At 64.0% G+C, this 25,776-nt stretch carries 26 protein-coding genes; 14 read left to right on the forward strand and 12 right to left on the reverse strand.

Annotation, left to right across the window (positions count from 1 at the left end):
• The first annotated feature begins 317 nt into the window (after window positions 1–317).
• Entirely contained in the window at window positions 318–1,556 is a 1,239-nt protein-coding gene (locus tag ABIC44_RS13535; RefSeq protein ID WP_354296026.1) for a tyrosine-type recombinase/integrase, read from the forward strand.
• Window positions 1,549–2,832: a site-specific integrase gene (locus tag ABIC44_RS13540; protein WP_354296027.1), complete on the forward strand. Its 1,284-nt coding sequence runs from the start codon at window positions 1,549–1,551 to the stop codon at window positions 2,830–2,832. Before ABIC44_RS13535 ends, ABIC44_RS13540 begins: the two co-directional genes overlap by 8 nt.
• On the opposite strand, the gene ABIC44_RS13545 is transcribed toward ABIC44_RS13540, so the two are convergent.
• Window positions 2,829–5,417: an N-6 DNA methylase gene (locus ABIC44_RS13545; protein ID WP_354296029.1), complete on the reverse strand. Its 2,589-nt coding sequence runs from the start codon at window positions 5,415–5,417 to the stop codon at window positions 2,829–2,831. The two genes, ABIC44_RS13540 and ABIC44_RS13545, sit on opposite strands and share 4 nt — an antisense overlap.
• 541 nt (window positions 5,418–5,958) lie before the next feature.
• On the opposite strand from ABIC44_RS13545, the gene ABIC44_RS13550 reads away from it, so the two are divergent.
• From ABIC44_RS13550 to ABIC44_RS13570, 5 genes are all read left to right on the forward strand, one after another.
• Window positions 5,959–6,492: a hypothetical protein gene (locus ABIC44_RS13550; RefSeq protein ID WP_354296031.1), complete on the forward strand. Its 534-nt coding sequence runs from the start codon at window positions 5,959–5,961 to the stop codon at window positions 6,490–6,492.
• Window positions 6,489–7,019, forward strand: a complete 531-nt coding sequence (locus ABIC44_RS13555) for a hypothetical protein (RefSeq protein ID WP_354296033.1) — start codon at window positions 6,489–6,491, stop codon at window positions 7,017–7,019. The genes ABIC44_RS13550 and ABIC44_RS13555 overlap by 4 nt, the downstream gene beginning before the upstream one ends.
• The gene (locus ABIC44_RS13560) at window positions 7,016–7,960 is read left to right on the forward strand and encodes a HEPN domain-containing protein (protein WP_354296035.1); all 945 of its coding nucleotides are present in this window, start codon (window positions 7,016–7,018) and stop codon (window positions 7,958–7,960) included. The genes ABIC44_RS13555 and ABIC44_RS13560 overlap by 4 nt, the downstream gene beginning before the upstream one ends.
• Before the next feature lie 14 nt (window positions 7,961–7,974).
• A complete protein-coding gene (locus tag ABIC44_RS13565) occupies window positions 7,975–8,280 on the forward strand; it encodes a sigma factor-like helix-turn-helix DNA-binding protein (protein WP_354296036.1) in 306 nt (101 codons plus the stop codon).
• Between the two features lie 456 nt (window positions 8,281–8,736).
• Window positions 8,737–8,979 (forward strand): hypothetical protein, encoded by a 243-nt coding sequence (locus ABIC44_RS13570; protein WP_354296038.1) that lies wholly within the window; start codon window positions 8,737–8,739, stop codon window positions 8,977–8,979.
• 64 nt (window positions 8,980–9,043) lie between these two features.
• On the opposite strand, the gene ABIC44_RS13575 is transcribed toward ABIC44_RS13570, so the two are convergent.
• The 7 genes from ABIC44_RS13575 to ABIC44_RS13605 all read right to left on the reverse strand — a co-directional run bounded on the left by ABIC44_RS13575 (window position 9,044) and on the right by ABIC44_RS13605 (window position 14,949).
• On the reverse strand, window positions 9,044–9,562 hold the full coding sequence (locus tag ABIC44_RS13575) for a hypothetical protein (protein ID WP_354296040.1): 519 nt from the start codon (window positions 9,560–9,562) through the stop codon (window positions 9,044–9,046).
• Window positions 9,563–9,844: 282 nt separating this feature from the next.
• A complete protein-coding gene (locus tag ABIC44_RS13580; protein WP_354296041.1) occupies window positions 9,845–10,816 on the reverse strand; it encodes a DUF2493 domain-containing protein in 972 nt (323 codons plus the stop codon).
• A gap of 520 nt (window positions 10,817–11,336) precedes the next feature.
• Window positions 11,337–11,633 carry a DUF4326 domain-containing protein gene (locus ABIC44_RS13585; protein WP_354296043.1) on the reverse strand — a complete coding sequence of 99 codons (297 nt, stop codon included), beginning with the start codon at window positions 11,631–11,633 and terminating at the stop codon, window positions 11,337–11,339.
• Between the two features lie 496 nt (window positions 11,634–12,129).
• A complete protein-coding gene (locus tag ABIC44_RS13590; protein WP_354296045.1) occupies window positions 12,130–13,143 on the reverse strand; it encodes a DUF2493 domain-containing protein in 1,014 nt (337 codons plus the stop codon).
• 69 nt (window positions 13,144–13,212) lie between these two features.
• A complete protein-coding gene (locus ABIC44_RS13595; protein ID WP_354296047.1) occupies window positions 13,213–13,428 on the reverse strand; it encodes a hypothetical protein in 216 nt (71 codons plus the stop codon).
• Window positions 13,429–13,511: 83 nt separating this feature from the next.
• Window positions 13,512–14,018 (reverse strand): DUF736 domain-containing protein, encoded by a 507-nt coding sequence (locus ABIC44_RS13600; protein WP_354296048.1) that lies wholly within the window; start codon window positions 14,016–14,018, stop codon window positions 13,512–13,514.
• 424 nt (window positions 14,019–14,442) lie between these two features.
• The gene (locus ABIC44_RS13605; RefSeq protein ID WP_354296050.1) at window positions 14,443–14,949 is read right to left on the reverse strand and encodes a hypothetical protein; all 507 of its coding nucleotides are present in this window, start codon (window positions 14,947–14,949) and stop codon (window positions 14,443–14,445) included.
• Window positions 14,950–15,111: 162 nt separating this feature from the next.
• Here ABIC44_RS13605 and ABIC44_RS13610 point away from each other — a divergent pair, with 162 nt between their 5' ends.
• On the forward strand, window positions 15,112–15,384 hold the full coding sequence (locus ABIC44_RS13610; protein WP_354296051.1) for a hypothetical protein: 273 nt from the start codon (window positions 15,112–15,114) through the stop codon (window positions 15,382–15,384).
• A 25-nt stretch (window positions 15,385–15,409) separates the two neighbouring features.
• Here the strand turns inward: ABIC44_RS13610 and ABIC44_RS13615 are convergent, their stop codons facing one another.
• From ABIC44_RS13615 to ABIC44_RS13630, 4 genes are all read right to left on the reverse strand, one after another.
• A complete protein-coding gene (locus tag ABIC44_RS13615) occupies window positions 15,410–15,619 on the reverse strand; it encodes a hypothetical protein (RefSeq protein ID WP_354296052.1) in 210 nt (69 codons plus the stop codon).
• Between the two features lie 35 nt (window positions 15,620–15,654).
• Window positions 15,655–17,145, reverse strand: coding sequence for a S8 family serine peptidase (locus ABIC44_RS13620; protein WP_354296054.1), 1,491 nt, complete (start codon window positions 17,143–17,145; stop codon window positions 15,655–15,657).
• A gap of 318 nt (window positions 17,146–17,463) precedes the next feature.
• Window positions 17,464–18,090 carry an SOS response-associated peptidase family protein gene (locus tag ABIC44_RS13625; protein WP_354296055.1) on the reverse strand — a complete coding sequence of 209 codons (627 nt, stop codon included), beginning with the start codon at window positions 18,088–18,090 and terminating at the stop codon, window positions 17,464–17,466.
• A 12-nt stretch (window positions 18,091–18,102) separates the two neighbouring features.
• Window positions 18,103–18,354, reverse strand: a complete 252-nt coding sequence (locus ABIC44_RS13630) for a hypothetical protein (protein WP_354296057.1) — start codon at window positions 18,352–18,354, stop codon at window positions 18,103–18,105.
• Window positions 18,355–18,559: 205 nt separating this feature from the next.
• Here ABIC44_RS13630 and ABIC44_RS13635 point away from each other — a divergent pair, with 205 nt between their 5' ends.
• The 6 genes from ABIC44_RS13635 (at window position 18,560) to ABIC44_RS13660 (ending at window position 25,710) form a co-directional block, all read left to right on the forward strand.
• Window positions 18,560–19,321 carry an ImuA family protein gene (locus ABIC44_RS13635; protein ID WP_354296059.1) on the forward strand — a complete coding sequence of 254 codons (762 nt, stop codon included), beginning with the start codon at window positions 18,560–18,562 and terminating at the stop codon, window positions 19,319–19,321.
• Entirely contained in the window at window positions 19,239–21,026 is a 1,788-nt protein-coding gene (locus tag ABIC44_RS13640) for a Y-family DNA polymerase (protein ID WP_354296061.1), read from the forward strand. Before ABIC44_RS13635 ends, ABIC44_RS13640 begins: the two co-directional genes overlap by 83 nt.
• Entirely contained in the window at window positions 21,026–24,301 is a 3,276-nt protein-coding gene (locus tag ABIC44_RS13645) for an error-prone DNA polymerase (RefSeq protein WP_354296062.1), read from the forward strand. Before ABIC44_RS13640 ends, ABIC44_RS13645 begins: the two co-directional genes overlap by 1 nt.
• Before the next feature lie 3 nt (window positions 24,302–24,304).
• Window positions 24,305–24,580 (forward strand): hypothetical protein, encoded by a 276-nt coding sequence (locus ABIC44_RS13650; protein ID WP_354296063.1) that lies wholly within the window; start codon window positions 24,305–24,307, stop codon window positions 24,578–24,580.
• A gap of 178 nt (window positions 24,581–24,758) precedes the next feature.
• Entirely contained in the window at window positions 24,759–25,124 is a 366-nt protein-coding gene (locus ABIC44_RS13655; protein WP_354296065.1) for a hypothetical protein, read from the forward strand.
• Window positions 25,125–25,218: 94 nt separating this feature from the next.
• Window positions 25,219–25,710, forward strand: coding sequence for a Ros/MucR family transcriptional regulator (locus tag ABIC44_RS13660; protein WP_354296067.1), 492 nt, complete (start codon window positions 25,219–25,221; stop codon window positions 25,708–25,710).
• Window positions 25,711–25,776: the final 66 nt, after the last annotated feature.

Genomic DNA, 25,776 nt, shown 5'->3' on the forward strand with positions numbered 1-25,776 from the left:
TATCCCATTGAAAGAATGTGGGTTTGCTCCGCAGCACCCGTGCGTACGGTGCAATACAACATACGCCCTCCGGGGCGTGCGTCGATCCTCCCGCACGAGCCTGCTGGTGCGCCCGACCAACGGCCGGAAAGGGAGGTAAACCGCTGATCCAAAGGGCGACTTTCAACGCACCGGAGGGCCAGCGATGATCGTCCGGCAGGGCGGTCGAGCCGTACGAATCAGGTGCTGACCATAAATCCCCGTGTGTCCTGGGGAACATCGCCCCGGACGCTCGCCACCGGCCCCATACGGGTCGGGATTTGTGGATCACCGACGCCATGCGACGCGCCGACACCATCGACCTTTCCACCATCGATCCTGTCTCCATCGAACTGCCTGCCACTGGCGAACGCACACTGCGCGATACGATCGTGCCCGGCCTCGCGCTGCGCCTCCGCGCTTCCGGTTCGCGGACGTGGGTCATCTTCGGCCGCGAGGCTGGCCGCACCACCCGCCACACACTCGGCAACCCCTCCGCGATCCCGCTAGCCGCTGCCCGCCGTCTCGCAACGGCCGATACGCCCTCCCCTGCCTCAACCACTTCCGCGCCCCTCCACGGCCCCGACGCACGGGTCGCGGACGTCATTCCGGTCTTTCTCGCCGCCGGGTCGGGCACGCGTTGGAAGCGCAGCACCTTGGCCTGTATGGAAGCGGCAAGCGCCAATCATATCCTGCCAGCATTGGGGCGGCGGCGGGTGCGCGATCTGACCCGTGAGGAGGTCGCGCGCTGGCATCTCGACGTGACCGCACGCAGCACCGCCGCACGGATCGCGCTATCCACCCTGTCGGGTTTGATGCTCTATGCCGAGGATCATGGCTTGCGCCCGATCGGCACCAACCCGTGTCGCGGCCTGCGCAAGAAGGAGCGCGGCCATCGCGGGCAACTTCTGCCCGCCGCCAGCATCAAACGTCTGTGGGCGGCGCTCGATCGGTTGCAACAGCGGATGCCGGATGCCTGTGACGCGGTGCGGCTGCTGCTGCTGACCGGCGCGCGGCGTAGCGAGATATTGGGGCTGAAATGGGACCGCATCGTCAGCCCCCGGGCGGTACTGGAAGACTCCAAGACAGGTCCGCGCACGATCTGGCTCAACACCCCTGCGCGCGGCATCCTCGACGCCCGCAAGGCTGTTGCATCCACATCGTTCGTCTTCCCGATGGCAACGCTTGATCGTCCAATGACGACCATCGATCGCCAGTGGACCGCGATCCGATCAGAGGCCAAGCTGGAGGGGTTACGGCTGCACGATCTACGCCATCATTTCGCCTCTGTCGCCGTCGCCAACGGGATCGACCTGCGGGTGGTCGCGCAACTGCTCGGTCATCACGAACTCGACAGCACACTCGGCTATGCGCATCTGGCGATGGGGGCGCTCGTCAAGTCCGCCAGCCGAGTGTCGGGATATATCGACCGATCCCTTCGCGGTGGCGGCGGAGCCATACGACCCGCCCACCGTCTCTCCTTACGCGCAGCGCAATCGGCGCGGGCCAATCCCTCGACGGAGGCGAGCCGTGGCTAATCTGCACCTCGCGCTGACCGACACCCTTGCCAAGAAAGCTCGCCCGGAAGCTCGCGAATACGCCCTGCACGACACCCGCCAGCCGGGGCTCATCCTGCGCGTCCAGCCCTGCGGCGCGCGGAGCTGGATCGTTCGCGCACGCTCTAATGGCCGACAGGTACGCCACGCACTCGGCACCTTTCCCGAGACATCCGTCAAGGCCGCGCGCCAAATCGCAAACGCCTTACTGGCGGCCGCAGCGACGGCCCCGCCGTCGCCCTCAACCGCACCGCTGTTCGAGGTGTTTCAGGCGGAGCATGACCGGCGCTGCATGTCCCGGCTCAAGCCGGAGGGGTTGCGCACATATCGCTCCTACATGCGTTGCCACCTGCTACCAGCCTTCGCCGGGAAACGGCTGGATGCTATCACACGGACGGATGTGATATGCTGGTTCGAGCGGTATAGCGCCGATCGTCCCGGCGGGGCCAATCGCGCGCTGGGCATTCTCGGGCAGATGCTGAATGACGCAAAGGCATGGGGCCATTTGCCGGAGGGATGGCGCAACCCGGTCTCCGGGGTGAGGATGAACCGGCGGCGGCAAGTCGGGACCTTCCTTAGCGAGGAACAGATGGGCCGGCTCGGTGCCGCGATGGACGCGCGCAGCGTACAAGGCTGCACCGCATCAGCGTTGCTACGCTTTCTGACGCTGACCGGATGCCGGGTCAGTGAGGCAGTTCAACTTGAATGGCGCGACGTATTGCGGGACCGGCTCAGTCTTCGCGATAGCAAGACCGGCCCGCGTGACATGCCACTTGGAATGCCGGTGCGCCGCTTCCTCAATGCGTATCGTGCGAGCCTGCCGCGTTCCAGTCGCGTCACCTCCGCGCCGGTATTCCCGCTGCCGGGCGGGCAATGCTACGAAGCCGTGCGCGTCGTGTGGACAAAGATCCGCAAGTCGGCTGAACTTCCCGCTACGCTGCGCATCCATGACCTGCGCCATAGCTTTGCCAGCCATGCGGTCATGTCCGGCGAAACGCTGTTCTGCACGTCGCGGCTACTCGGTCATAGCAAAGTACAAATGACTGCCCGCTATGCGCATCTTGCCGACAGCACCATGACAGATTGCGTCGAAGAAATCGCCACTTTCATTACATCGCCAATATCGCAACGACATCGTTCAGGAACATCACGAGAAAAAGTGAAACCAACCGAATCCGGGCCAACATTACTAACTCAAGCCATTGCCGAGCCGGGTGAAGCGATACTGCACTCCACCCGGAGTCGAACTATGACCTAGTTCGGCGAAACAACGCCAACTAGCGACCTAACGGAAATATTTAGTTCCTGATACAGTCCACCGACTCTCTCGCTGTGACGGATTTCTTCATCAAGAATTTTTTCTTGAAGCATTTTTACTTGCTTCTTACTTTCCGCCCCCTTCTTGGGAATCAACATTCCTTGGAGACTTTTAGGGTAAAGTCTATCTCTAATCGAACCTGTAGTAATGACATCGATATAAAATTTATAAAACGGCGTTCGCAGAAGCGCTATAAGGTACTCAGCATCTATTCCATTTACCTTCAAGACATGATAGTCTGGACTTGCAAGTGGGTTGGAAATCCCACCCTTCAGTATCCCAATACTTCCAATATTTGCCCTCATAGGGTTGTAAACGATATCACCCTCCTCAATGTGTTTTTGAGGCGTTGTGATATCTTCGCCCTTAACAGTATCTCTTACCGTTACCTGACCATCGCTAGCCACACTCAGGAGGGAATAGTCCTGATCCAACTCTTTATCATCTTTAGGAAAAAAGCGCTCGGCCCTTGGCACGACTCGAAGCCCTATTGGCTCCATATCTTTACTAATTTCCCGAAGCTTATGTGAAAAAAGATAATATGTGGGATCCATACGATTAGCCAACTGACTTGCTCGAACGGCAAAAGATGCCTTAGTACCAACTTGGTTCCCACGAACAACCTGATCCCTTCGACGTCTACTTTTCACGCCATACAGTCGTTCTGCGTAATCAAAGATGTCTAGATCCCCAATATCCGCAGTACTACCGATTTTAAAATCTTCTATCACTTCTTCTAAATCCGTTTTTCTCCCCGCCACTCGCGTGGAGCGCCCGCTCGGCTCAAAACCAACATCTTCACAATCCGCCATGAATATATCGTAATCTAGTTCGGGCCGTCGTGACAGAAGGGCCGAAAAGTCCTCGAATGTGTCGGTAGTAAATCCCGCGCTTACCGCCTTCATCATTTCATTGGAATATTTTTGCAGATAAAGGACAACTGTATTTACAGTTGGAACACCTGACTGAACAAAAGTGTGGGTCGGCAAGTTAATAACTCCCCTTACCCAAGCATTTTTGGCAATATGCGAACGCAAATCAGCGTAGGAGTCAGCACTCAATAAACCGGTCGGAAGAACAATCAAGAGACGCCCTTCAGGGCGAAGCAGACGAAGAGCCTTCTCAACGAAAAGAACCTCCGTCTTCTGCGATTTCCTCATCTTTGACTGAGAACCAAAGTGGTAGCTTTTGAGCATGGCAGCATCTGCCTCCCGCGCGCCGAACGGCGGGTTGGCTAGGATCAACGTGCAACCACTATCACTGACGTCGGGATCGTAGTCTTGAATTGCGTACGGTGCGCCTGACGAGTCTTTGGCTGCGAGAGCATTGCCACGGACAACACACTTCCCGTCACCCCATAGCAGCATGTTCATCCGTGCCGTTCTAGCGGCACGTGGCTCGGCATCGATTCCAAATATGTGATTAGACTTTATGTCTTCAATAAGTTCAGCCCGAGACGTACCAATTCGGCGCAGCGTACCCTCTGGGAGAAGATCAACTTCACCACGCATCTTTTCGTAAGCTTTGATCAGGAATCCACCAGAGCCACAAGCGAAATCTAGCACAATATCTTTGATCGAAATATCAGCCAATTCGCACATAAAATTCACGATGGGTCGTGGCGTAAAAAATTGTCCAAGACCTTTACCACGTAATTGCGAGGGCAAAAATTCCTCGAACGCGCGCCCCTTCACATCCATATCGTCGCTTTTAAGCGAAAATGGCTTCAACCTCTTGAGCAACTCCTCGGCCGTGGCAGGTGATATATTGATCTTGCTCGTTTCCTCTGCAAGCAAAGGAAATGCCTTTCGCACGACTGTGTCAAAATGGAGGTTCAGGTGCTTCTTCGAAAGGTCCGTTGATGTGCTAGCCCACGCAGCTACACTCTCTGACGTCAGCTTCTGATGCTTTGGATTAGACGCATAAAGGGCCTCATCAGCAGCACTCAACAACAACATCATGCTAAGCTCATCAAAAGCAGCAGCTGGGTCTAGCTTGTCTCGATCTCTGATAACACTATGAAGACCCTTGAAAAATCGGCGGTAATCCTTGATTTTTTCAGCGTCGGGCTCAACGGCTTCTGGGGGCGCCTCATTGATCGCCGCAAGAATCTCGCTTGCGCCAATTAGGCTAATCAGCTTCTTAAAGCTCGATTTGTTAATTTTGTCGATGTGGCCGCGGGTTAGGTCAACGCGCCGATTGCCGTGATAGTACGCCCTTAGCACATATTCTCGGCCGTTCGTAATCAGAGAAAACGGACTTCCAAGGGCAAATGCGTATGAGTCCGCTTGCCCGGTTGCGCCAAAAATCGCCTCGGTTGGCTTCTTTGCCTCGACGACTACAAGTACGTCGTTCCCGCGCTTGATTACGAGATCGGCTTCCTTGGTACGCACCTCACGACCAAAATTCATTTGAACCGGAACGGCCCAATGCATGTGATCGTCCTCATACCCCAGCACGTCTTTGAAAAGGGGTGTGATTATTTTCACTTCTACGTCACGCTCGGAATTTATAGTTATCGGCATTTATAAAACCTTTAGAGGCGACCACGATAGAGTAGATTGACCCAGCCTTCTTATCGAGACGAAGCGCGCTAGGATCTTCGCCAGCTTGCACGCGCGGCTTTTAAGGCAATGAAACGGCAGAACGTTGGCTACGCGTGAATCCTCAATCTCCACAATCGGTCTGCGACAGAGCTTAATCTCCGGCTCCCCAATCCGCAATGAAGGAAGGCTTTAACGCTGCGCGATGGCAGGCGGCACACAGCCTTCCGCCGCTCGAGTTTCAAGTGACATTGGCCATGAAAGCCAACCATGCTACAAAGCCGCCGCGCTGCGCAAAGGGCAGCGCCGGGACTGGTAATCCCGCCAACGACGCAACTCGGAAACTCGTTTTCCGGGGTGCCGCCGCGCATGTCCAGAGCTTCGGCTTAAAGACGGCGGCGCATGTCGTTGGCATGTTACCAGCCCCGGCGGCTCCCGCGCCTAGCGCGCGGGAGTTCGGGACCGTCACCGCATCCGCCCCGGCACTCTCGCCTCATCCGCAGGATGCGGAACGGAGGTGTCTGTGACCGACCTTGCCCCCGACCCCATCTTGCTGCGCCCCACACCGGAAGCCCGCGCATTGGGCCGATACCGCTACGAGCGCGCCTACAGGTTCTTTCCCCATCGGGAACCGCGATCGGTGCACGGCTACCGCCGTTTCTTCCGCGATGCGGGAATGACGGCCAATCTCGGACTGCTGTCCTTTCTGAACGCGATCGGCTTTGATAACGACTGGTGCGTTCGAAATATCGGCTGTCGCCCAGCGCTCGCGCTGCACTACGCCAGCCGCTACGGCCTCGGTCACGATCGCCCCGATACGGAACGTTTGGTCCACCTACTGTCACCGTTATGGAATGCAGGTCGCCCCGGCATGATGGCGCTGGGTGATCTCCTGTGCCCCGTCTGGCTTTGGAAACGACTGCACCAAGGGGACGGCAATACTCCAGCGCCGCTGGATTTCTCGCCGGTGCAAATCCGCGTTCTGCTGAGCGATATGCTTCGACATATCGGCCTCGCTACCGGGTACGCCACGCCCGATCAGGAACCGGCGTCGTGACCGATACACCGGAGGGGACATTTCCGCCGTGGCACCCGGCTTTGCGAGCGCTCTGCGATCATTACGCCGCCCCATGTCCAGTCTTGTTGCCGCATGGGTGGCAGGAAGAGGATAGCCGGTTCCGCTATTGCAACGCGGAAGGCTTCTTCGCGGGAATTGAAGCGGGCTTCCATAACGAAGGCCGCGACCTGCTATACGTGGCCGGGATCGTCTCAAGTCTGGCGATAAGCGCCCATCTGCTGTTCGTCGGTTTCCCCGACGCCTGGTGCGCACGCTACATCCGCATGTACGTCGCCCGATCGCTGGCTTATGCCAATGTCAGCGGGTTCGGCCATCACTGCCCGAAGATGGCGCGGCTGGCGATCGTGCTCGATCCCTATTGGAAGTGGAACCAGATGCACCGCTACGACCGGCCTGCGCCGGATGATGGCGGCTTCACGGTCGATCAGGTCCGCCCGTTGCTGAGTGTGCTGCTTGACCATGTACGCGTCGTCACCGGCATTTCCGACCGGGAGGCGCGGCCATGATGCTGCCCACCGATATCAGCCATCTATCATCAACCGTACGCCACGACCTGCGGCGAGCCACGGCGATCGTTTTAGAGGGCTTCGCCGAATTGGTCGCGGGCAAGACCGCGATGCGGTATCGCACGGGTCATATCGACAAACTTATCCTGCACGGTGAACATGTTGCGCCCGCACTGGATGCAGGCAGGGTTGGCATGGTCATCCGGTTGATGGCGATCGTCAACGATCCGAAGCTCGCCAGTTGCCGGAGCGACTGGGCGATGGTTCATGACCGGCTGCGTCAAGAAACGACGTTCGGGAAAATCGCCCACCCGGTTAGCCTCACGGTCCATAGCCTGCAAGAAGTCAACAGCGCGCTGGTGGATGGCGTACCTCATTTCGTCACGGTCGCTACGAATGGGATCGCGCTCTACGAGGCGGACGGATCGCGGCTGTCGTCACCGCGCCGCCTGTCGCCACCGGAACACCGCGCGCGTGGACTGGCCGAGTTCGAGCGCTGGCACGGACGCGCCATCGACTTTCTCGCTGGAGCCGAGTTCTACCACGATCGGGGCAGCACAACGATGGCGGCCCTGCTGCTCCATCAGACATGCGAGCATCTTTACCAGTGCGTCGCGTGGGCGCTGGCGCTGCATGGTCGCCGCAGCCACGCACTGGACGAACTGCGCGACGTGGCCGAAACGCTCGAACCACGCCTTGCCGCCGCATGGCCCCGCGCTGCCCGTTTCGAGCGACACGCCTTTGGCTGCATCCGTCGCGCCTATGTCGAGGCGCGTTATGGCCGCGATTTCACTGTCGCACCCACGGCCCTCGCTTGGGCGATGGAACGCGTCGTGATCCTTGATCGGATCGTCACGGCCGTCTGCCAAGAACGGCTTGGACGCGGCGACCCTGCCTCGGCAGTCCAACTCAACTACGATCGTGAGCAGAGGGCTGGATGATTCCACATTCTGTCATGGCCGCCCGCCTTGCCGCATACCAGACGGCGTTGACCCGCCTGCCGCCGGTTACGCAAACGCTGTTTCGGCTCCACCGGGAACGCGAGTTGTCATACCACGAGATTGCCGTGCGCGTCGCCATCGACGCCAGAGCCGTAGAAGGTGCGGTGGCAGAAGCTCTCTACATGCTGATGGCGATAACCCGTGGCGAAGAACCGTGCCGAATGGTCGACCGGCATCTCTCGGTGGCGGAAACCATCCTCGATCGACGCCATGCGGATGACATCGGATTTTACCTTCAGACGCTGCTGACGGACGCTTGAGATGGGGGCAAGGTCGCGGGCGCGCAGTATGCGCGATCAGGCCCACCGGGCCGCGCAAGCGGCCCGGTGGGCCTGACGCTGACCGCCCGAAATTCCGCTTGATTTTGTCCAAGCCGGGGAACAAAGTGTGTCCTGACAGCGCGGCAATAGTCGCCGTAAGCTGTTGAAATGCCGCCATTTATGGGCAGCATCTATGCGTACGGTGCATCAACAACGGCTATGGCCGTGCGTCCTCACCAGCGCAGCGGCTCGACCGCTGCGACCATCGATCGCCACACGGGCGGCCATCCCCCGGTAGGGGGCATTTCCACTTCTTCCGGCGGCACGCCGGTCCCCGACGCAGCACCGATACGAGACGATGGTGTTCATGACACGAACCTCCGATCCTTGTTGCGCACGCCCCGCGTGCGCTGCACATTGAGAGGTGGCGGGCAGCCCGACAGACGTGAGTTGGACATGCCCAAGATGAATGAACGCGAGCGGCTGGCGGACCTCGAAGCGCGCCAGCGAAGGTTGGCCGATGACGTCACGCAGGCGAGAAGCGCCCTGCGCGATCGCTACGCGGCGATGGTGAAGGACGTCGGCATCGAAGCGCTCTCCGAGCGCGAGTTTCGGGACGTTATGACCCATGCGATCCGGGTCGGTGGCACCGCAGCGGTCGGCGCGCTGAAAGCGCTGCCAACCGTGAAGACCGCATAGAAAAAGGCGGTACGCTGATGCCCTGAAGGGTCGCAGCGTACCGCCCCGGTGGTACGGAAAATGTTCAATGTGCGCGGCAGGGATAGTGGGCCACGAACGCTGCCCGCTTAGCCTCCGAGTTGAGGTTCTCGAACCTTGCCTCGGCATCCAGCCACACCGCGACGAAGCACGCGCGCTTGCAGAGGCGGTGGATGTTGGCGAGGCTACCGCGGCTCCTGCCATCCCAGATGACCAGACCGGCCCCGGCTTCGGCGGCCATCGCGCGATCCTTCGTGGCGTGAAAGCCAGCGGTGCCGGCTCGCCCCTCACCGGGTATGGCCCTGACCGGCCACTCACCGAGATTGTTGCGCGGGAAGCCGCCAGCGGTGAACACGGTCACGTCACGGGCCTGCTGATTCATGAGCAGGCGTTGGACCGTCGTATCGACGCCGCGCGCGTCTCCGATCAGGACGGGAAGCCGACGATCGATGACCTCCAGCAGCCGCTCGACAACGCTGGTTGGCAGGTGTCGGATCGCGATCGACCCGGAAATGAAGACGGATGGCTTATCACGGGGAATGTCCGCAAATGGGTTCATGGTCATGGCTCTGATCTCCTTCGTTCGGCCACACCCCGAAAATCCCTCTCTCCTCTGGTGAAGGTGGCCCCGTCCGCCGGAGCGCAATCGACACCAACGTCATCCCGCAGGGATGTCCCAGCGACGAGCACGGCGGAGCCGCGCGCAGGAGGCCGGCGGCCATGCCGCCGCATCGGTGCGGCGACGGACACGGCCTGCCAGGGCCGTGCTCCCGAGCCGAACCGAACGCCCCGACCGACAAAAAAGGGGGAGCCGGCCGGAAGGACCCGACCGGCTCAGACGCGCGGTTCACGCCGCCGCCCGCTGTCCGTCGCAGCGGAAGAAATGCGCCGGCACCCTCGCCGCACGGACCAGCCGCGCGAGGTGCGACTGCAACCCCGAGCCTTCGCACACGACCGCTTCGACCGGTTGCAGCTTCACCATCTGCTCATTGCGTGCGAACCCTGCGCGGTTGCCGAGACGGTGGTTCAACGTCATCGCCACCAGCGTCACCCCGCGACTGGCCGCCCACGATGCCGCAATCGCATCGCACCCCTTGGCCTGCGCGGTCGTGACCAGCACCATCGCCGGCACCCGCGCGCGGATCTGGTCGAGCCGGTCCCACAGCTGCTGGTGATCGTGCCACTGTTGCCCGCCCGAGAAGATCACGACCGGCCCCTGCGGCGCGTTCGCTTCGATCCGGCGCTGGCGACGGGCGGCGAGGAAGTTGATCCCGTCGACCACCGACGCGGTGCGCTTGCCTGACACCAGCGTCGCGCGTGGTGCCGACCACGGCCGTCCGGTCTCTGCGTGAAACACGCCCGCCGCGTGATCGCGCATGCACGCGACCGCCTCGCGCGCTTCGTCCAGCGACTGACACACCGTCTGCGCCTCCTCCAGTTCGACCGTACCGATTTCGCTGCCATCGGCGCTGCGAATCAGCTCCTTGATCTTCTGCGCGGCCCGATCCGCCTCGTTGTCGAGCTGGTCGGCGGCCTTGTGGAAGGCGTGGACGATTTGCCATGCGAGCCGGTCGGCGATGCCCTCGAGCCGGGTGTCGCGCATCAGGTCGAAGATCGTAGCGACCATCAGTTCGGTCGCACGCTCGGCCATCAGGGGGTCGGGCAAGTCCGCAGAGATCGCATCCTCACCGACGTCGATCCGGAAGCCGTCGACCGTTTCGGTAAAGGCGGTGGCAAAGGCATCGGATGCTTGCGTCTCGGCGTCGTGGAGTTCGGCGATGTCGGTGAAGCTGCGAACCGAACGCATGATCTTGGTCATTCTTACCTCCTCTTCAAGAAGGTCTCCTTCTCTGCACGGGCTCCGAGCGCCGGGGTCAAGGATCGGGCTTCAGCCCGACCGCTTTAGCGGCGGTGGGGGTCACGATTTTTTTCGGCGGCCACTTCGCCGGAGGTGGGGGAACCACGTCTGCTCCGCCGACAAAAATGGTGGGGCCCCGCCGTCCTTGAGGCCGGTGCGGTCCCGTGGAACACTGGGACTTGTTGAGAGCCCCTTTCCCCTCGGGGGGCTCGATGCCCCCCGAGGGGAAGCGCTCTCCTCATGGTGCTGCGGGTAAAAGGCGGCGGGGTTGAGGGCAGCAGTCAAGGAGCGCGAAGCGACCGCGAAGCGGCGGTAGGGGTCACGATTTTTTCGGAGAAAAAGGTGGGGCCCCGCCGTCCTTGACGGCAACCGACGACCCTGTGACAAAATCGGACTCTCCGGCTCATCGCCCCGCGATGAACGGGGTGCCGGACTCTAGCGATCGCCACGCACCCCATCCGCGGCGCAGCCGCAATCGATGTCAACTGCTGCGCCACCATGCGATCCGATCCGTCCGTGATGCATTCGCCAGCCACCGCAACATATCCCCGTGGCACGGCAGCGGCGCGCAGAAGCACACCAGATCGCGATCCCGCAGTTCATCCAGCGCGCGCAACAGATCGTGCTGCGTCCGTAGCCAACGCTCGTATCGCGCGATAACCTCGGTCCGATTCCCGTCGCGCCCGATCACGAACGGATTGCCCCATTTCGAACCGCGCCCGACATAGACCGCGCCCGCCGGAACGCCGCTCAGCCGCTTGTTGAGTACCCTGCACATCGTCACCTCCACGAAAGAGGCTTTCCCCCGCCACGGGCTCCGAGCGCCGGGGTCAAGGATCGCGGCACGCGACCGGCATCGCCGGCGGTGGGGGTCACGATTTTCCCACAGGGAAAATGGTGGGGCCCCGCCGTCCTTGAGGCCGGCGCGGCCCCGTGGGACCATGGAAATCCGTCGGGAGGAGAGTTCACCCCGACGCCTGCCCCGGGCGGCGGTTGGCCTTCGCGGCCGGTTCACGGATCATCCCGGAAGTCCTCGGTGACCGCAGGTTGTGCAGGCGACGGGTGACAGGGTTTGATGCAGTTCCCCCAGATGATGGACGAAGCCATGGCGCACCGGTGCCCGGATGCGGGACAAGGCACCAAGACGCGGTCCACCCGTCGCTGCCGACGTCCATACCCCCCAACTTCGATGCAGCCAGCATACACCCGCATGATGGATGTTTCCGGAAGGGGGATCCCGCGCGTCGCGCGATCCCCGGAGTCGACAGGATGGGTCAGCCCACCCGCCGCTGTATCGTGCCGCCGGGGCGGCCGACCTGCTCGATCGGGGCCTGATCGGCCTTGCGGAACGCATGGATTGGGACGCCGGCCTGCCGCAGCGTCTGGTAGAGATTGGCCTGAATACCGGACCCCTCGCCGAGGACCGCCTCGACCGGGTTCAACTCGGCGAGCTTGCGGTTACGCAGGAACGGCGCGCGTTTGCCGCCGCCGATCAGGCCGTAGGCAACGAGCGGTACCTCACGGCTCGCGCACCATGCGGCGACGATCGCATCGAACCCCTTTCGCTGCGCGGTGCTGACTACCGTCATCGCCGGGATGCGCTCGCGGATCGTATCGAGGCGATCCCAGATGGACTGCCAGTCATGCCACTGCGCGTGCCCGGACGCGACCACCAGCGGTCCGCGCGGCAGGTAGCGGTCACGCTGTTCGAGGTCGCGGTGCCGGAGAAAATCCTGTATCGCGACCTGCGTCGCGGTCGAGGCTTTCGAGGCGCGGCTGCCGCGAGCCGGCGACCATGGCCAGCCGGACTGGACCCGGTACATCTCGGCGGCATAGTCGCGGCACACTTCCATCGCCTCGCGGTGTTCGGCGATCGACTGGCAGAGCAGCTGCTTCTCCTCCATCTCGCGATTGTAGACTTCGCTGAGGTCTGGCCGGCGGGCGAAGTCGCCGAGTTCGTCGGCGAGTGCCTGTTCGCGTCGCTCCAGTTTCTGCGCCGTGAAGTGGAAGCTGTTGACGAACCCCCAGGTGACTTCGGCTGCGAGTGGCGCCAGGCGGGTGTCGGCGAACAGGTCGAAGATCGTGGCGATGATCGCGCCGCATTCGGCCTGCACGGCCAGCGGCTCTGGCATGTCGTGCTCGCCCGGCTCCTCCCCCGGTTCGATGATCGACAGCGGGATGGGATCGCCGAAGGCCCGCTCGAAATCGGGGGTGGCGGTCAGTTGCTTATAGAGGTCCGGCAGGTCGGCAAGGCTGCGGACGCTGCGCGGCGAAGCGGTATCGGTCATGATGCTGACTCCGAAAGACAAGGAAACCGGGGAGCGCGGAGCGTCCCCCTTTCGCGCTGGGTTAGGCCGTCAGGTCCGAAGTGGGCGGCGCGCGCCGTTGACCAGTCCTGACGCGACCTGCGGCGCGAAGGACTCGAGGCTGGAGGCTTCGAGCAGATCGAAGATCCGCGCGATCAGGGCTCCGGTTTCGATGACGGATCGGCCTCGCCGATCGCTGCCTCCGATCGACGCGAGTGAGGGTTCGGCGGCTGTGCCGGTGCGGCTGGAAATGCAACGATGGCTCACGAGACTGGCTTTCGACTGGCGAAACGAAAAAGGGCCGGAGAAGCGATGCTTCCCCGGCCCCGATCTGCGCTTGGTGCGGTCGATCAGAACGGCATATCGTCGTCGAGATCGTCCGGGCCGCCGGCACCGACCAGCTCACCGCGAGCCCCGGCCGTGCTTTCGCCGAAGCCGCTATCCCCCCGGTCGCGACGATCGCCACTGCGGGTGCGGTCGCCCTGCACTTCACGATCGTAGTTGCTCGCCCCGAAACCGGTGCCGAAGTCGGACCGCATCGTATCGCGGCGCCACGCGACCATGTAGCCATCGAAGTCGGCGGCAGGGAACAGCGCGATCGACAGCGGTTCGGGCAGGCTCGGATCGTCGATCGAACCGGCAAGGAATTGCTCCCCCGACCGCTTCATCGTGGCTTCCCAGACCGCACCGATCTGGACCCAACGCCGGGCGACGTTGAGCGCCAACACCTCATATTTCGGCGCGCGCGGATTGTCGTTCTGGACCGGATTCAGCCCGATCCGCGGCAGATCGATCGTGCGGGTTGCGATCGAGCCGATCAGCCGACCATTGACGTTGCGAAGTTCACCGATGTTCATCGTTTCAACCTTTCGACAGTCACGTCGCTCTCGAGTTCATTCCCGGCGACACAAAAGCCGATCCTCCTCTCCTCTGATCCCGCCCCCGCCCCACGCCCCGAAGCCCGCCATCTCCCCCGCCCATCGCCGCGCATCCCGTCCCCGGAACACGACGCCGTCATCTGCGAAACGCCAAGATCCGATCCACACGTCCGCGCTGAACCACGACGTCTGTCGGTCGGAGGTGGGTGGGACAGGCGATGGTCCCGTCGCGGAGCCTGCATGGTATCGATGATCCGGCCGGGGTCAGGGTGCTCGTCACCGTCGTCGCGCAGACGAATGTTGGCGGCGGGCAAGGTCACTCGGTCGGGGGACCAACGTTCGGCGTGTCGCGCACGGGTTTCAGACCGCTGTGCCTGCGCGTGTGCGAAGCGTCAGGAAAGGGTCAGCCGTTACCCGCGATCGCCCCGCCCGGGACAAGAGTGAGGTTCACGGCGCGTTGACGTCCGAGCGAGTGCAGCACCCGATCCTGCATTGTCGCGCGCTCGGTGGGATCGGGCAGAATCTCGACCGAATAGGCGGATCGGGCGAACAGGTCGGAAGCGTCGCCCGCAAGCGCAACGTGATCGATCGGCCAGCGGCATAGCAAGATCCACGGCCAGCCCGGTTCGGGCGGATCGTAATGGGCGAGGATGATCGTGTCCGCGTGGAGTGCGGACGGCCGTCGATCGAACAGGTCGGGCGCGACAGGGGTATGCCGATCGACGGTGAGGAAGCGGTCCCACTCATCCCATTCGAGATCGGTTTCGAGGATGACCGGATAATAGCGGCCGAGGGCCAGCGAAGGCGACGCGTATGGCGGCGGAACGTCGATGAGGCAGATGTCCGGCATGGTCGGAAGAGGCCGGGCATAGCGCAGGCGTCGGCGGGCGAGCGTATCAGCGAGCCGCATGTTCGATGCCGATCGAGAGACCGGACGCCGCCCCTGCTCTTCCGATGTGGAGTTGGCGAGCCTGTCGTGCGTACGCGATCATTTCGAGGCCTCCTTTCCCCGATAGGGAATTGCGGCGATCGATATTGCCTCGGGTCCGGGTGCATCCGTAAGGTGCGACGGATGCGTTATGTTCTCACTATCGATGACCGTTCGGCGAATGTCGTCTCCACGATATTCGTCAGCCGTGATCAGGCGATCGCGATCATGATGATGGCGCCGGGGGATGCGGTCGAACTGGATGACGGGGCAGCCCATCATCTTGGCGAGCCGAATGAAAAGAATCCGCTGATAGAGTTCGTCTCGCCGGGTGTACGGCCATCGGCGCGGCGATCGCGGCTCCTGCCGCAGCTACAGGCGATCCGCGATCGCAAGGGTGTTCCCGTGGAGCCGTGAAACGTCGTCGCCAACGCCGGTGAGGCTATAGCGTGGAGTGGCCGATCAGGGGTTCGACATGCATGAAGCTGCCGAATCGGCGGCGCACCTCAGCGACGGCCTCGTCGCTGGCGTCGACGACGATACGATCCGGATTGGAAGCACCGACGAGCGTCACGCCGGGCACCTGTCCGGCGTTGGTCGCTTCGATACCCTGGCCACGCAGGCCCCGTTTGATCGCGACGACGAACCGCATGTCCTGTCCACTTGCTTCTGACATCACCATAGCAGCTATGGCATGAACGCGATACCGCGCCCCTGATATTTCGGCGCGAGGCCGATATCCTGCAAGCCCGAGGTCAGCAGGCTTCGACATAATGCGGCACGAGAGGCATCCCGTGGCAGCGCTGCAATGCCGGGATATTGGGAGAGCAGCGCTGCGGCGATGCCGCAGGCGACCGGCGACGCCATCGAGGTACCATCCATCGCAGCGTAAAGCGTATCGCTGTCGCCGACTAGGTCAGGGATCGGCGCGATGATGCCGACGCCCGGCGCCGCGCAGTCGATCTCCGGGCCAAAACAACTGAAGTTGGCGAGGAAAAGATTGTCGCGGCCAAAGCAATCCGCTGCTTGCGGCAGGCGCGTGGCGCTGAGCGATGTCGGGGGAGCCCAGCCGGCCAGCCCCAGCGCGGACACAGCCACGCACTCCGGGAACGCGGCCGGGTAGTTGACCGGTCCGTCGTCGTTCCCTGCCGCAACGATGCACAGCGTACCGCGCTCGGCGGCATCGAGAATGGCGTCGTGGATGACCTCTGACGGCGTCGCCGCGCCGAGGCTCATATTGATGAGGTCGACTGCGTGACCGCGTGACAGCGCATCGATGGCGTTGGCGATATCGGCGTTGGAGGCGAGCTTGCCGGGTGCGAAGACCCGTGCGGCAAACAGGTCGACCCCGGGCGCGATGCCGCCATATTGCCCTGCGGCGACGGGACGCGCGCCGATCGTACCAGCGACATGGGTGCCGTGGCCCTGGACGTCGTCGCTCGCGCCCGGCTGGCTGTCCTCGATGCCATCGATGAAGCTGCCGATGCCATGAGCGTGCCGCAGACAGCGGTGCGGTCCGAGCCCCGTATCGATGACCCCGACCCGAACGCCCGATCCGAGACCGGGATCGAAGGCAGCGATACCCGTCGCCGCATGCCACCAGCCCAGCGGGCCATCGGCGGGTAGTTGGGCGCAGTCGATCGCCGTCGCGGCTCCGCGAGACAGCGTCGGCCAGAACCCGCCGTTCGGCAGGGCGAGCACGCCGGCCACCACCGCACCGGCAGGATTGGGTACGTTGCACTGCCCCTGTGCGTCGGTCACCGCCTCGGCGTTCGAGGTGCCCCCGAAGCCGCGGAAGAAGACCGTGACCTGGCAGGATGCGAGGGCGGCGCCGCCCCCGGTGACGACGATGCGGGTGACGTTGCCGATCGCCGCCGTTGCCGCGCCGAATGGCACTGCACTGGCAAGATCGTTCGGCAGCACGGTCAACGGGTGGTGCAGGATTTCGGGCTCGATGATCGTGTCGGGTCCCGCTGCCGCGCGCTCGCGCTCGACCTCGACCGGGTCGGCCTCCACGACGACGACGCGGCGGGCGAGCGGGTCGTCCGGCTCGTTGTCCTCGACGATCCTGGCCGAGGAAATACCGTCAAGGGCAACCGCCACCGAGAAGCGCGACGCTGCCTTGGCGTCCGCAGTGAAACGCCCGGCGCGGCGATTGGCGATGACAAAACGGGCCATGATAACGTCTCCCCCATTCGCCCGGCCAGAGCCAGTCAAAGCGGCGAGATGGGACGATGCGCCGCAGATATGGACCGCCGTAGCTCGTACAGATCACCCCCAGCAGTGATCTGCTCATAGCCATATCATAGATGATCAACGATGTAACCGCGTCAATTGCGCGCAGGCCGACCAATTTTTATTGTAGGCAAGGATTTCATCAGCACAGCTGACTTGCCATGGTGCAGTCGGTGCAATTGGCACCCGCAAAATCAGCCGCTGGAATTACCTTCATTTTGGAGGAAATCGCCATTCCCGCACTGATCAGATCTGGAAAGTCTATTCTATGTGCATGAGTTGGGACGGATAGGGTGCGAGCAAATCCATGACCTGATCGGCGGGTGCCGTCAGCCAACGCTCATGATCCTCGGCGAACAGGATCACCGGCATCGCCTTGGGGTGTTTGGATGCGATGAGCGGATTGGGTTCGGTCGTGCAGAAGGCATAGACGCGGTCATGATCCTGATCGACCTTCCACAGCCCGGCGAAGCACGGCATGGCCTGGTCCTCGACAGTGAACCACCAGTTGGTGTCGCCCGGCCCCTGTCGGTCGGCGGCGGCCTTGGGTTCGGCGAAGCGGGTGAAGGGCACCAGGCAACGGTGCTCGGCTTTCAGCAGCCATGGCTTCCACATGTTGCTCTGCATGTTCCGGGCATTGGTCCACCAGTCATAGAGGAACGGCGTTTCGCCCTCCCGGGCCGGGCGCTTGCGGGGTTTGCGGATCGGAAAGCCCCACTTCATCGTGCTCAGCACCCGTTTGCCGTCTTCCTGTCGGACAACGTAACCGGGCTTTCCGGGTGCGGCATAATCTTTCTCGATCGACAGGACATTGGCGACGTCCCCGGTGGCGGCGAGGGCCTCGAAATAGTCGCGGACGTCTGTTTTGAGTCTGTAAAGATTGCACATTCCTCCGTTCGATCACGAGCGGTAGCGCGACACAAGTCTCTTCCACGTCGCGGTATCCGGATAGGGAAGTTGTTCGCCGGTCGGCGGATCGCGGCCGACCGCGAGGTGCGGGCGCAGCACGCAACCGTCGCGGCTCAGGCAGGCGGCACAATGCAGGCGCTGCCGGACGGAGGACAGCGTATCGTCCCAGCCGCGCCGCTGAAAGTGCCACCAGAGCGGCATGGCATCGAGGACGCGGACATGGCGGCAACGCGGGCAGGTCAACCGCAGCGTGCGTTTATGGAGGGCACATTGCTCGAGCGTCCGCAACTGTCGGCCGATATGGTCGTATCCGGGTCCATCACGAGCCGATCGGGCGATATCGCCGTCTCGTCCTGGCGCGTTCCTGTTCACCGCTACCGCTCCGCAACATCTTGACCATTCAGAAGGATTTCTGGAACATAAAGCGAACATATGAGTCGCTGCAACCATGTCGCCCGCCGAATGCCGCCACCACGCCCTGTCGCTCCTGCGCGAGAGCATCGGCGACTCGCGTCCCGGCAAGTCGACGGTGCTGCCGTTCGGAATCGACGCGATCGATGGTCGGCTGGCCGATGGCGGCCTGATGCTCGGCGGTCTCCACGAGGTTTCGCCGGCGACGGCGACGCTCAGCGACGATGCGGCTGCGACGCTGTTCACGGTCGGCATCGCGGCGCGTGCCGCGGCTCAGTCGCGCCGGCGCGTGTTGTGGGCGCTGACGCGTTTCGATCTCTATGCGCCGGGCCTCGAGCAGGCAGGGCTCGATCCGGCGACGCTGCTCTTCGTCGAGGCGCGGGAGGACAAGGAGGTGCTCGCCGTCATGGAGGACGGTCTGCGTCATGGTGGTCTTGCCGCTGTGGTGGGCGAGGTCAAGCGCGCCGACATGGTCGCCACCCGGCGGCTGCAGTTGGCGGCGATGACCGGCGGCACCCCTGCCCTGCTGGCGCGCCGCTGGCGGAAAGTGGGCACCTGCCCGCTCGGCGAACTGTCCGCGGCGATGACGCGGTGGCGGATCGCCTGCGCGCCGTCGGCGCGGCTTCCGGCACCGGGCGTCGGGCGCGCGCGCTGGACGGTCGAGCTCGCGCGGCAGCGCGGTGGTCCCGGCTTCACCATGGCATTGGAGGCATGCGATGACACGGGTCGCCTCGCTCTACCTGCCGCACCTCGCGATCGAACGATTGCGGCGGCTGGAGCGGCCGCACGCGCTGCCTGAGCGACAGCACCTGCCCGAGCTTCCGATCGATGACGACCCCGGGGCCTGCTCGGTGCCGCGGGGCGGCGGCTGGCGTCCCGGCGCGCGCTGGGCTCAAGCGGAGGGCGCGCGCGCCGCGATCGCCGGGAAGGTAGCGGCACTGCCGCGTCACCAGCAACCAACGATGCGCGAGCTTGGCCGCCGTTCGGAGACGGCCGAGCATCCGTTCAAGCGGACGCCGCCCGCCGAGGCACGCCGAGAGTCGGTCTCGACTAACCCGATCGTCCATGCCGCACCGCTGATCGTCGCCGAGGCGATCGGCCAGCGGCAGGTGATCGCCGCGGCCTGCCGGGCGGCGCTCGCGCTCGGCCTGACCCCCGGCATGGCGATCACCCAGGCGCGTGCGCTGGTCCCCGATCTCGACATCCGTCCCGCCGATCCGGCGGCCGACGGGGCCGTGCTCGACAGCCTCACCCTCCACGCGGTGCGCCACTGGACGCCGACCGCCGCCCCCAGCGGGACGGATGGACTATGGCTCGACCTGACCGGCGCGGCCCACCTTCATGGCAGCGAGGCGCGGTTCTGTGCGCGGCTGGTCCGCTTCTGCCGGCGCTTCGGCTTGACCGCGCGGGTTGCGGTGGCCGGCACGCCGGGGGCGGCCCATGCGCTGGCGCGCTACGGGCGCGACGCGATCACGCTCATTCCCACAGGCGGTGAGGCGCAGGCGATCAGCGCATTGCCGCCGGCCGCGCTACGCCTGACGTCCGATGCGATTACGGCGGCGCAGCGGTTCGGCTTGGACCGGATCACCGACCTGCTGCCGCTACCGCGCGGGCCACTTGCCCGGCGGCTGGGGCTGGCCACAGTCCGACGGCTTGACGAGGCACTCGGCCGCGTGGCGGAGCCGATCGTGCCTGTCGTGCCGGAAGAGACTCCAGTCGTGCAGCGCCGGCTGCTCGAACCGATCGGTACCGCCGAGGCGATCGAACGGGTCATCGCCGACCTTCTCGCCGATATGATGCGCCTGTTGCAGGAGCGCGGACGCGGTGTGCGCACGCTCGTGCTGCGGCTCGAGCGGATCGACGGCAGCGAACAGCGCCTCGCGATCGGCGCCGCCCGGGCGACCCGTGATGCAGGCCATTTGGCTCGGCTGTTCCATCTGCGGATCGAGCGGGTCGAGCCGGGTGATGGCATCGAGACGATGCATCTTGCCGCGACGCGCACCGATCCGCTTGGACCGACCATGGTCGCGGGTGACCTAACCGGCGAGGCGGCGGTGCCTGACGTCTCCATCCTGGTCGACCAGATCGCCGGCCGGGTCGGCGAGACGGCGCTGTTCACTGCCGCCCCGGTCGAGAGCGACGTGCCCGAACGCGCGGTACGCCGCGCGCCCCCGCTCGCGGCGCCGACCGGCTGGCCAGCCTGGCGACGGCCCGTTCGATTGCTCCGGCGGCCCGAGCCGCTGACCGGCGTGCTTGCACTCCTCCCCGACGCACCGCCGCGCCGCTTCACCTGGCGGGGGCAGGTCCATGTGGTGGTCGCGGGCGATGGTCCCGAGCGGATCCATGGCGAATGGTGGCGACGTGACGGCGAGGTCTGGGCGGTGCGGGACTATTTCCGGGTCGAGGACGAGCGCGGCGCGCGCTTCTGGCTGTTCCGCCGCGGCGACGGCATAGAAGCCGCGACCGGCGACCTGAGCTGGTATCTGCACGGGCTGTTCGGCTGATGGGTGCCGAGACGACCAGCTATGTCGAGTTGCAGGTGACGAGCCATTTCTCGTTCCTGCGCGGTGCCTCCAGTCCCGACGAACTCTTCGCCGCCGCCGCGGTGCAGCGGCATTCGGCGCTCGGCATCGTCGACCGGGGCAGCGTCGCCGGGCTGGTGCGCGCCTGGGAGGCGCAGAAGGCGACGGGCGTGCGGATGATCGCCGGCGCGCGCGTCGATCTCGATGATGGCCGGGCGGTGTTGCTCTACCCTACCGACAAGCGCGCCTGGTCACGGCTGACCCGGCTGCTCACGCTCGGCAAATCGCGTGCCGGTAAGGGGGGCTGCACGCTAGGCTGGACGGACGTCGTGGCGTGGAGCGAGGGGCTGATCGCGATCCTACTGCCGGACGATGCGGGTGCGATGACCGCGGCGCATCTCGCCGCGCTGCGCACGACCTTCGGCACGCGCGGCTATTGCGGCCTCGCCTTCCGCCGCCGACCCGACGATGCGCTACGCCTGCACGACCTTGCCGCGCTGGCCGGGGAGGCAGGTGTCCGCGCCGTCGTGCTCGGCGACATTCTCTATCATGCTCCCGAGGCGCGGCTATTGCAGGACGTCGTCACCGCGATCCGCGAGAAGTGCACGGTCGACACGCTCGGCTACCGGCGCGAGCGGCATGCCGACCGGCACCTCAAATCCCCGGCCGAGATGGAGCGGCGCTTCGCCGCCTTCCCCGATGCGATCGCCGCCACCGCCGCGATCGCGCGCGCCTGCACCTTCGACCTCGGCGAATTGAGCTACCAATATCCGCACGAGCGGGTGGTCGAGAGGCTGACCGCGCAGGGGGCACTCGAACAACTGACCGAGACCGCGGCGGCGCGCATGTTCCCCGATGGCCTTCCACAAGCCTATCGCGAGCAGATCGCGCACGAGCTGCGGCTGATCGGCGAACTGGGTTACGCCCCCTACTTCCTCACCGTGAACAGCATCGTTGCCGAGAGCCGGCGCCGCGGCATCCTCTGCCAGGGCCGCGGCTCGGCGGCGAACAGCTGCGTCTGTTTCGTGCTCGGCATCACCAGTATCGACCCGATCAAGCACGAGCTACTCTTCGAGCGCTTCGTCTCCGGCGAAAGACGCGAACCGCCCGATATCGACGTCGACTTCGAGCATGAGCGGCGCGAGGAGATCATCCAGTGGATCTATGACACCTATGGCCGCAACCATGCCGCACTGACCGCGGTCGTCACCCGCTATCGCGCCCGCGGCGCGGTGCGCGAGGTCGGCAAGGCGCTCGGCCTGCCCGAGGACTTGACCAAGGCGCTTGCCGGCCTTGTCTGGGGCTGGAGCCAGGAGGGCGTCGGCGAGAAGCAGGTCACGCAGCTCGGCCTCAACATGGATGACCGGCGGCTGCGCCTCGCGCTCGAATTGTCGCGCCAGTTGATCGGCGTCCCGCGGCATTTGTCGCAGCATCCCGGCGGCTTCGTTCTCACCCATGACCGGCTCGACGACCTCGTCCCCATCGAGCCGGCCGCGATGGTCGACCGGCAGGTGATCGAATGGGACAAAGACGATATCGACGCATTGAAGTTCATGAAGGTCGACGTGCTCGGCCTCGGCATGCTTGGATGCATGAACCGGGCTTTCAATTTGTTGAAGGAGGCCAAGGGCGTGCACGTCGGCATGGCCGACCTGCAGGACGACGACCCGGACGTCTATGCGATGATCCAGAGGGCCGACACGCTCGGCACCTTCCAGATCGAGAGCCGCGCGCAGATGTCGATGTTGCCGCGCATGAAGCCCGCGCGCTTCTACGACCTCGTCATCGAGGTCGCGATCGTGCGGCCGGGACCGATCCAGGGCGACATGGTCCACCCCTATCTCCGCCGCCGAGAAGGACGCGAGAAGCCGGACTATCCGCGTCCAGAATTACGTGCTGTGCTCGAGAAGACACTGGGCGTGCCGCTGTTCCAGGAACAGGCGATGAAGGTCGCGATCGTCGGCGCAGGGTTCACGGCCGTGGAGGCCGACCAGCTCCGCCGCGCCATGGCGACGTTCAAGTTCACCGGCGGCGTCAGCCATTTCTACGACAAGCTGGTCGAAGGGATGGTGTCGCGCGGCTACCCCCGCGACTTCGCCGAGCGCACCTTCAAGCAGATCGAGGGGTTCGGCTCCTACGGCTTCCCCGAGAGCCACGCCGCCAGCTTCGCCAAGATCGCCTATGCCAGTTGCTGGATGAAGCACCATCATCCCGACGTGTTCTGCGCGGCGCTGCTCAACGCGCAGCCCATGGGCTTCTACGCGCCCGCCCAAGTCGTTCGCGACGCGCGCGAGCACGGCGTCGAGGTGCGGCCGGCCTGCATCAACGCCAGCCGCTGGGACTGTACGCTGGAGCCGACCGCCGGCCGCTTCCTCGCCGTCCGGCTGGGGCTGCGGCAGGTGCGCGGTCTGGCCAACGCACACGGCGCCGCGATCGTCGCGGCGCGGGGAGACGCGCCCTTCCAGTCGGTCGAGGAGGTATGGCGGCGGGCCGGCGTCCCGAGGGCCGCGATCGAACGGCTGGCCGAGGCGGACGCCTTCCATGCATTGGGCGAGGATCGCCGCCAGGGGCTGTGGAAGGTGAAGGGCTTGGGCGAGGCCCCCTTGCCCCTGTTCGCGGCCGCCGACGCGCGGCAATCGTCGTTCAGCCCGGAGGGGCTGGAGCCTGATGTGTCGCTCCGCCCGCTGACCGGGGGACGCGAGGTGGTGGAGGATTACCGCGCGCTCCAGCTTTCACTGCGGGCGCATCCCCTCGTATTCCTGCGGCAGGATCTCACCCGGCGCGGCATCGTCCGCTGCGCCGACCTCGCCCACATCAAGGACGGCCGCCATGTCGAAGTGGCCGGGATCATCCTCGTCCGCCAGAAGCCCGGCAGCGCCAAGGGCGTGCTCTTCATCACCATCGAGGACGAAACCGGCGTGGCCAACGGAATTTTGTGGCCCGATCGCTTCGAGGCGCAGCGTCGCACCGTCATGTCCGCGGCGATGATCGGGATGAGGGGCCGGGTACAGAAGGAAGGTCAGGTGATCCACGTCATCTGCGACCGGATCATCGACCATGGGCCGCTTCTCGCCGAGGTCGGCCGGATGGACTTTCCCCATGCCACGGGACGCGGCGATGGCGCACGCCATGCCGGCGGGCCAGATCGCGGTTATGCAGCCTGGCGCCCTGGTCCGCGTGACAGCTCTTGGCCGGCCGATGCTTCGGGGACAGATCCGGGTCAGATGGTGCGGTTCAAATCCCGCGACTTCCATTAAGCCGTGCGACAGTATTCTCGTCACCAGCGCATCGTCGTCGACCTGTCGCTGCGTATCCTGCGGTCCGCCATGACGCGCTCGGGTGAGCAACGCGTCGATACGATCGAGGTGCGTCTCGCCCTGCGATGTCTGATCGGCCACTGTCCCGAGCGCTGGCCGCTCGACATGTTCTGGAGTTCCGCCGCCACCGACCACGATATCGGACGGGCACAGGGCTGTACCGCCGCCTTCAACGGTATTGTCCGCCAGTTGCGGCGCTCAGGCGCAACAACGGACTGATAATGGAATCTGCGGCCAAGCCCGGACCGCTTGCGGTACGAGGTGCCGCATGGGGCAAAGCACCGATATCGTCGCTGTGGACGGCGACCTGTGAGATGATCGCCCGCTCGTCGGCATGAATGACGAGCCCGCCGTGCCCACGTCGCCGATCCAGCCGGCACCGGTTTGCGGAAGCGCGATGACGAAATCCATCGGCGTCGGCGGCCTGCACGACGGAGCAAAGGCAAGGGATCAAATGGAATATGGCCCGGACCATACCCCAAGACCGGAACAGCACAGATGCCAAGCGGCGCAACAATGCGGCGACAGGACGCTCAGCCAGACCGGATGGAGCAGATTAATTACAAATCGAGGCAGGCCCCATCCAGATATTCATGATCTACTCCGAACCACCACAATCCCGGTAATTCATCGTGCCTTCGATGGAATTTGGCATCATCATGACGTGCTGCCAACGACCATTTTGCGTATCCTGCATTGCTGGTGGAATCGGCGCATCGTCAGGCATTTCAGCCAAGGAGTTGTTCAACCTTTTCACGTATGAGCGTGACAGGAAATATCTACGTTGAGGACGCCTGATATTGCCACGACGCCCAAGAAGCGTCAGCAGTGGGAATCCTATTCGCGAAGGACACGAAATGGACGAAACATCGAATGCCGTCGAACTGGCAACCGAGTTGACGATCGCGTGGCTCAGCAATCCGAACACGCGTGCGGATGGCAGTGCGGTGCCGGCATTCCTGAGCGCGATGCACGAGGCCGTCCGGGGCCTTGGCGCGCCGAAGGACGTGGCTCCAACGGAAGCGTCGCAAGACTTTACCCCGGCAGTAAGCGTCCGCAAATCCCTGGCGTCCAAGGATCACATCATCTCAATGATCGATGGAAAGCCGTACAAGACGCTGCGTCGCCATCTCAAGACGCATGGTCTTTCGCCCGAAGAATATCGCGAGCGCTTTGGTTTGAAGCCCGATTATCCGATGGTCGCCGAGAGCTATTCGGAAAGCCGCCGTGCCATGGCGAAGAAGATCGGGCTCGGTCGCAAGCCTGGCACGGTCGTCGCCTCCGCCAAGCCCACGGCGGAGCGGAAGCCGCGCGCGCGGAAGGCTGCGCCGGCCGATACCGGAAACTGACAGGATAAAGGGGGACGAGCCATGCTCGTCCCCTCACCACATATAAAGCGCGCCATCCCAATCGTC

Source organism: Sphingomonas sp. 1185, assembly GCF_040544655.1.
In the GTDB taxonomy this organism is placed as follows: domain Bacteria; phylum Pseudomonadota; class Alphaproteobacteria; order Sphingomonadales; family Sphingomonadaceae; genus Sphingomonas.

Excerpts from the sequence above, each read along its gene's own strand:
- ABIC44_RS13625 (WP_354296055.1), bottom strand. The coding sequence starts at position 18,090 with ATGTGCAATCTTTACAGACTCAAAACAGACGTCCGCGACTATTTCGAG.
- ABIC44_RS13640 (WP_354296061.1), top strand. The coding sequence starts at position 19,239 with ATGACACGGGTCGCCTCGCTCTACCTGCCGCACCTCGCGATCGAACGA.
- ABIC44_RS13570 (WP_354296038.1), top strand. The coding sequence starts at position 8,737 with ATGCCCAAGATGAATGAACGCGAGCGGCTGGCGGACCTCGAAGCGCGC.
- ABIC44_RS13645 (WP_354296062.1), top strand. The coding sequence starts at position 21,026 with ATGGGTGCCGAGACGACCAGCTATGTCGAGTTGCAGGTGACGAGCCAT.
- ABIC44_RS13635 (WP_354296059.1), top strand. The coding sequence starts at position 18,560 with ATGTCGCCCGCCGAATGCCGCCACCACGCCCTGTCGCTCCTGCGCGAG.
- ABIC44_RS13615 (WP_354296052.1), bottom strand. The coding sequence starts at position 15,619 with ATGCGGTTCGTCGTCGCGATCAAACGGGGCCTGCGTGGCCAGGGTATC.
- ABIC44_RS13545 (WP_354296029.1), bottom strand. The coding sequence starts at position 5,417 with ATGCCGATAACTATAAATTCCGAGCGTGACGTAGAAGTGAAAATAATC.
- ABIC44_RS13620 (WP_354296054.1), bottom strand. The coding sequence starts at position 17,145 with ATGGCCCGTTTTGTCATCGCCAATCGCCGCGCCGGGCGTTTCACTGCG.
- ABIC44_RS13560 (WP_354296035.1), top strand. The coding sequence starts at position 7,016 with ATGATGCTGCCCACCGATATCAGCCATCTATCATCAACCGTACGCCAC.
- ABIC44_RS13565 (WP_354296036.1), top strand. The coding sequence starts at position 7,975 with ATGGCCGCCCGCCTTGCCGCATACCAGACGGCGTTGACCCGCCTGCCG.
- ABIC44_RS13610 (WP_354296051.1), top strand. The coding sequence starts at position 15,112 with ATGCGTTATGTTCTCACTATCGATGACCGTTCGGCGAATGTCGTCTCC.
- ABIC44_RS13655 (WP_354296065.1), top strand. The coding sequence starts at position 24,759 with ATGACGAAATCCATCGGCGTCGGCGGCCTGCACGACGGAGCAAAGGCA.
- ABIC44_RS13660 (WP_354296067.1), top strand. The coding sequence starts at position 25,219 with ATGGACGAAACATCGAATGCCGTCGAACTGGCAACCGAGTTGACGATC.
- ABIC44_RS13575 (WP_354296040.1), bottom strand. The coding sequence starts at position 9,562 with ATGACCATGAACCCATTTGCGGACATTCCCCGTGATAAGCCATCCGTC.
- ABIC44_RS13590 (WP_354296045.1), bottom strand. The coding sequence starts at position 13,143 with ATGACCGATACCGCTTCGCCGCGCAGCGTCCGCAGCCTTGCCGACCTG.
- ABIC44_RS13580 (WP_354296041.1), bottom strand. The coding sequence starts at position 10,816 with ATGACCAAGATCATGCGTTCGGTTCGCAGCTTCACCGACATCGCCGAA.
- ABIC44_RS13585 (WP_354296043.1), bottom strand. The coding sequence starts at position 11,633 with ATGTGCAGGGTACTCAACAAGCGGCTGAGCGGCGTTCCGGCGGGCGCG.
- ABIC44_RS13535 (WP_354296026.1), top strand. The coding sequence starts at position 318 with ATGCGACGCGCCGACACCATCGACCTTTCCACCATCGATCCTGTCTCC.
- ABIC44_RS13600 (WP_354296048.1), bottom strand. The coding sequence starts at position 14,018 with ATGAACATCGGTGAACTTCGCAACGTCAATGGTCGGCTGATCGGCTCG.
- ABIC44_RS13605 (WP_354296050.1), bottom strand. The coding sequence starts at position 14,949 with ATGCGGCTCGCTGATACGCTCGCCCGCCGACGCCTGCGCTATGCCCGG.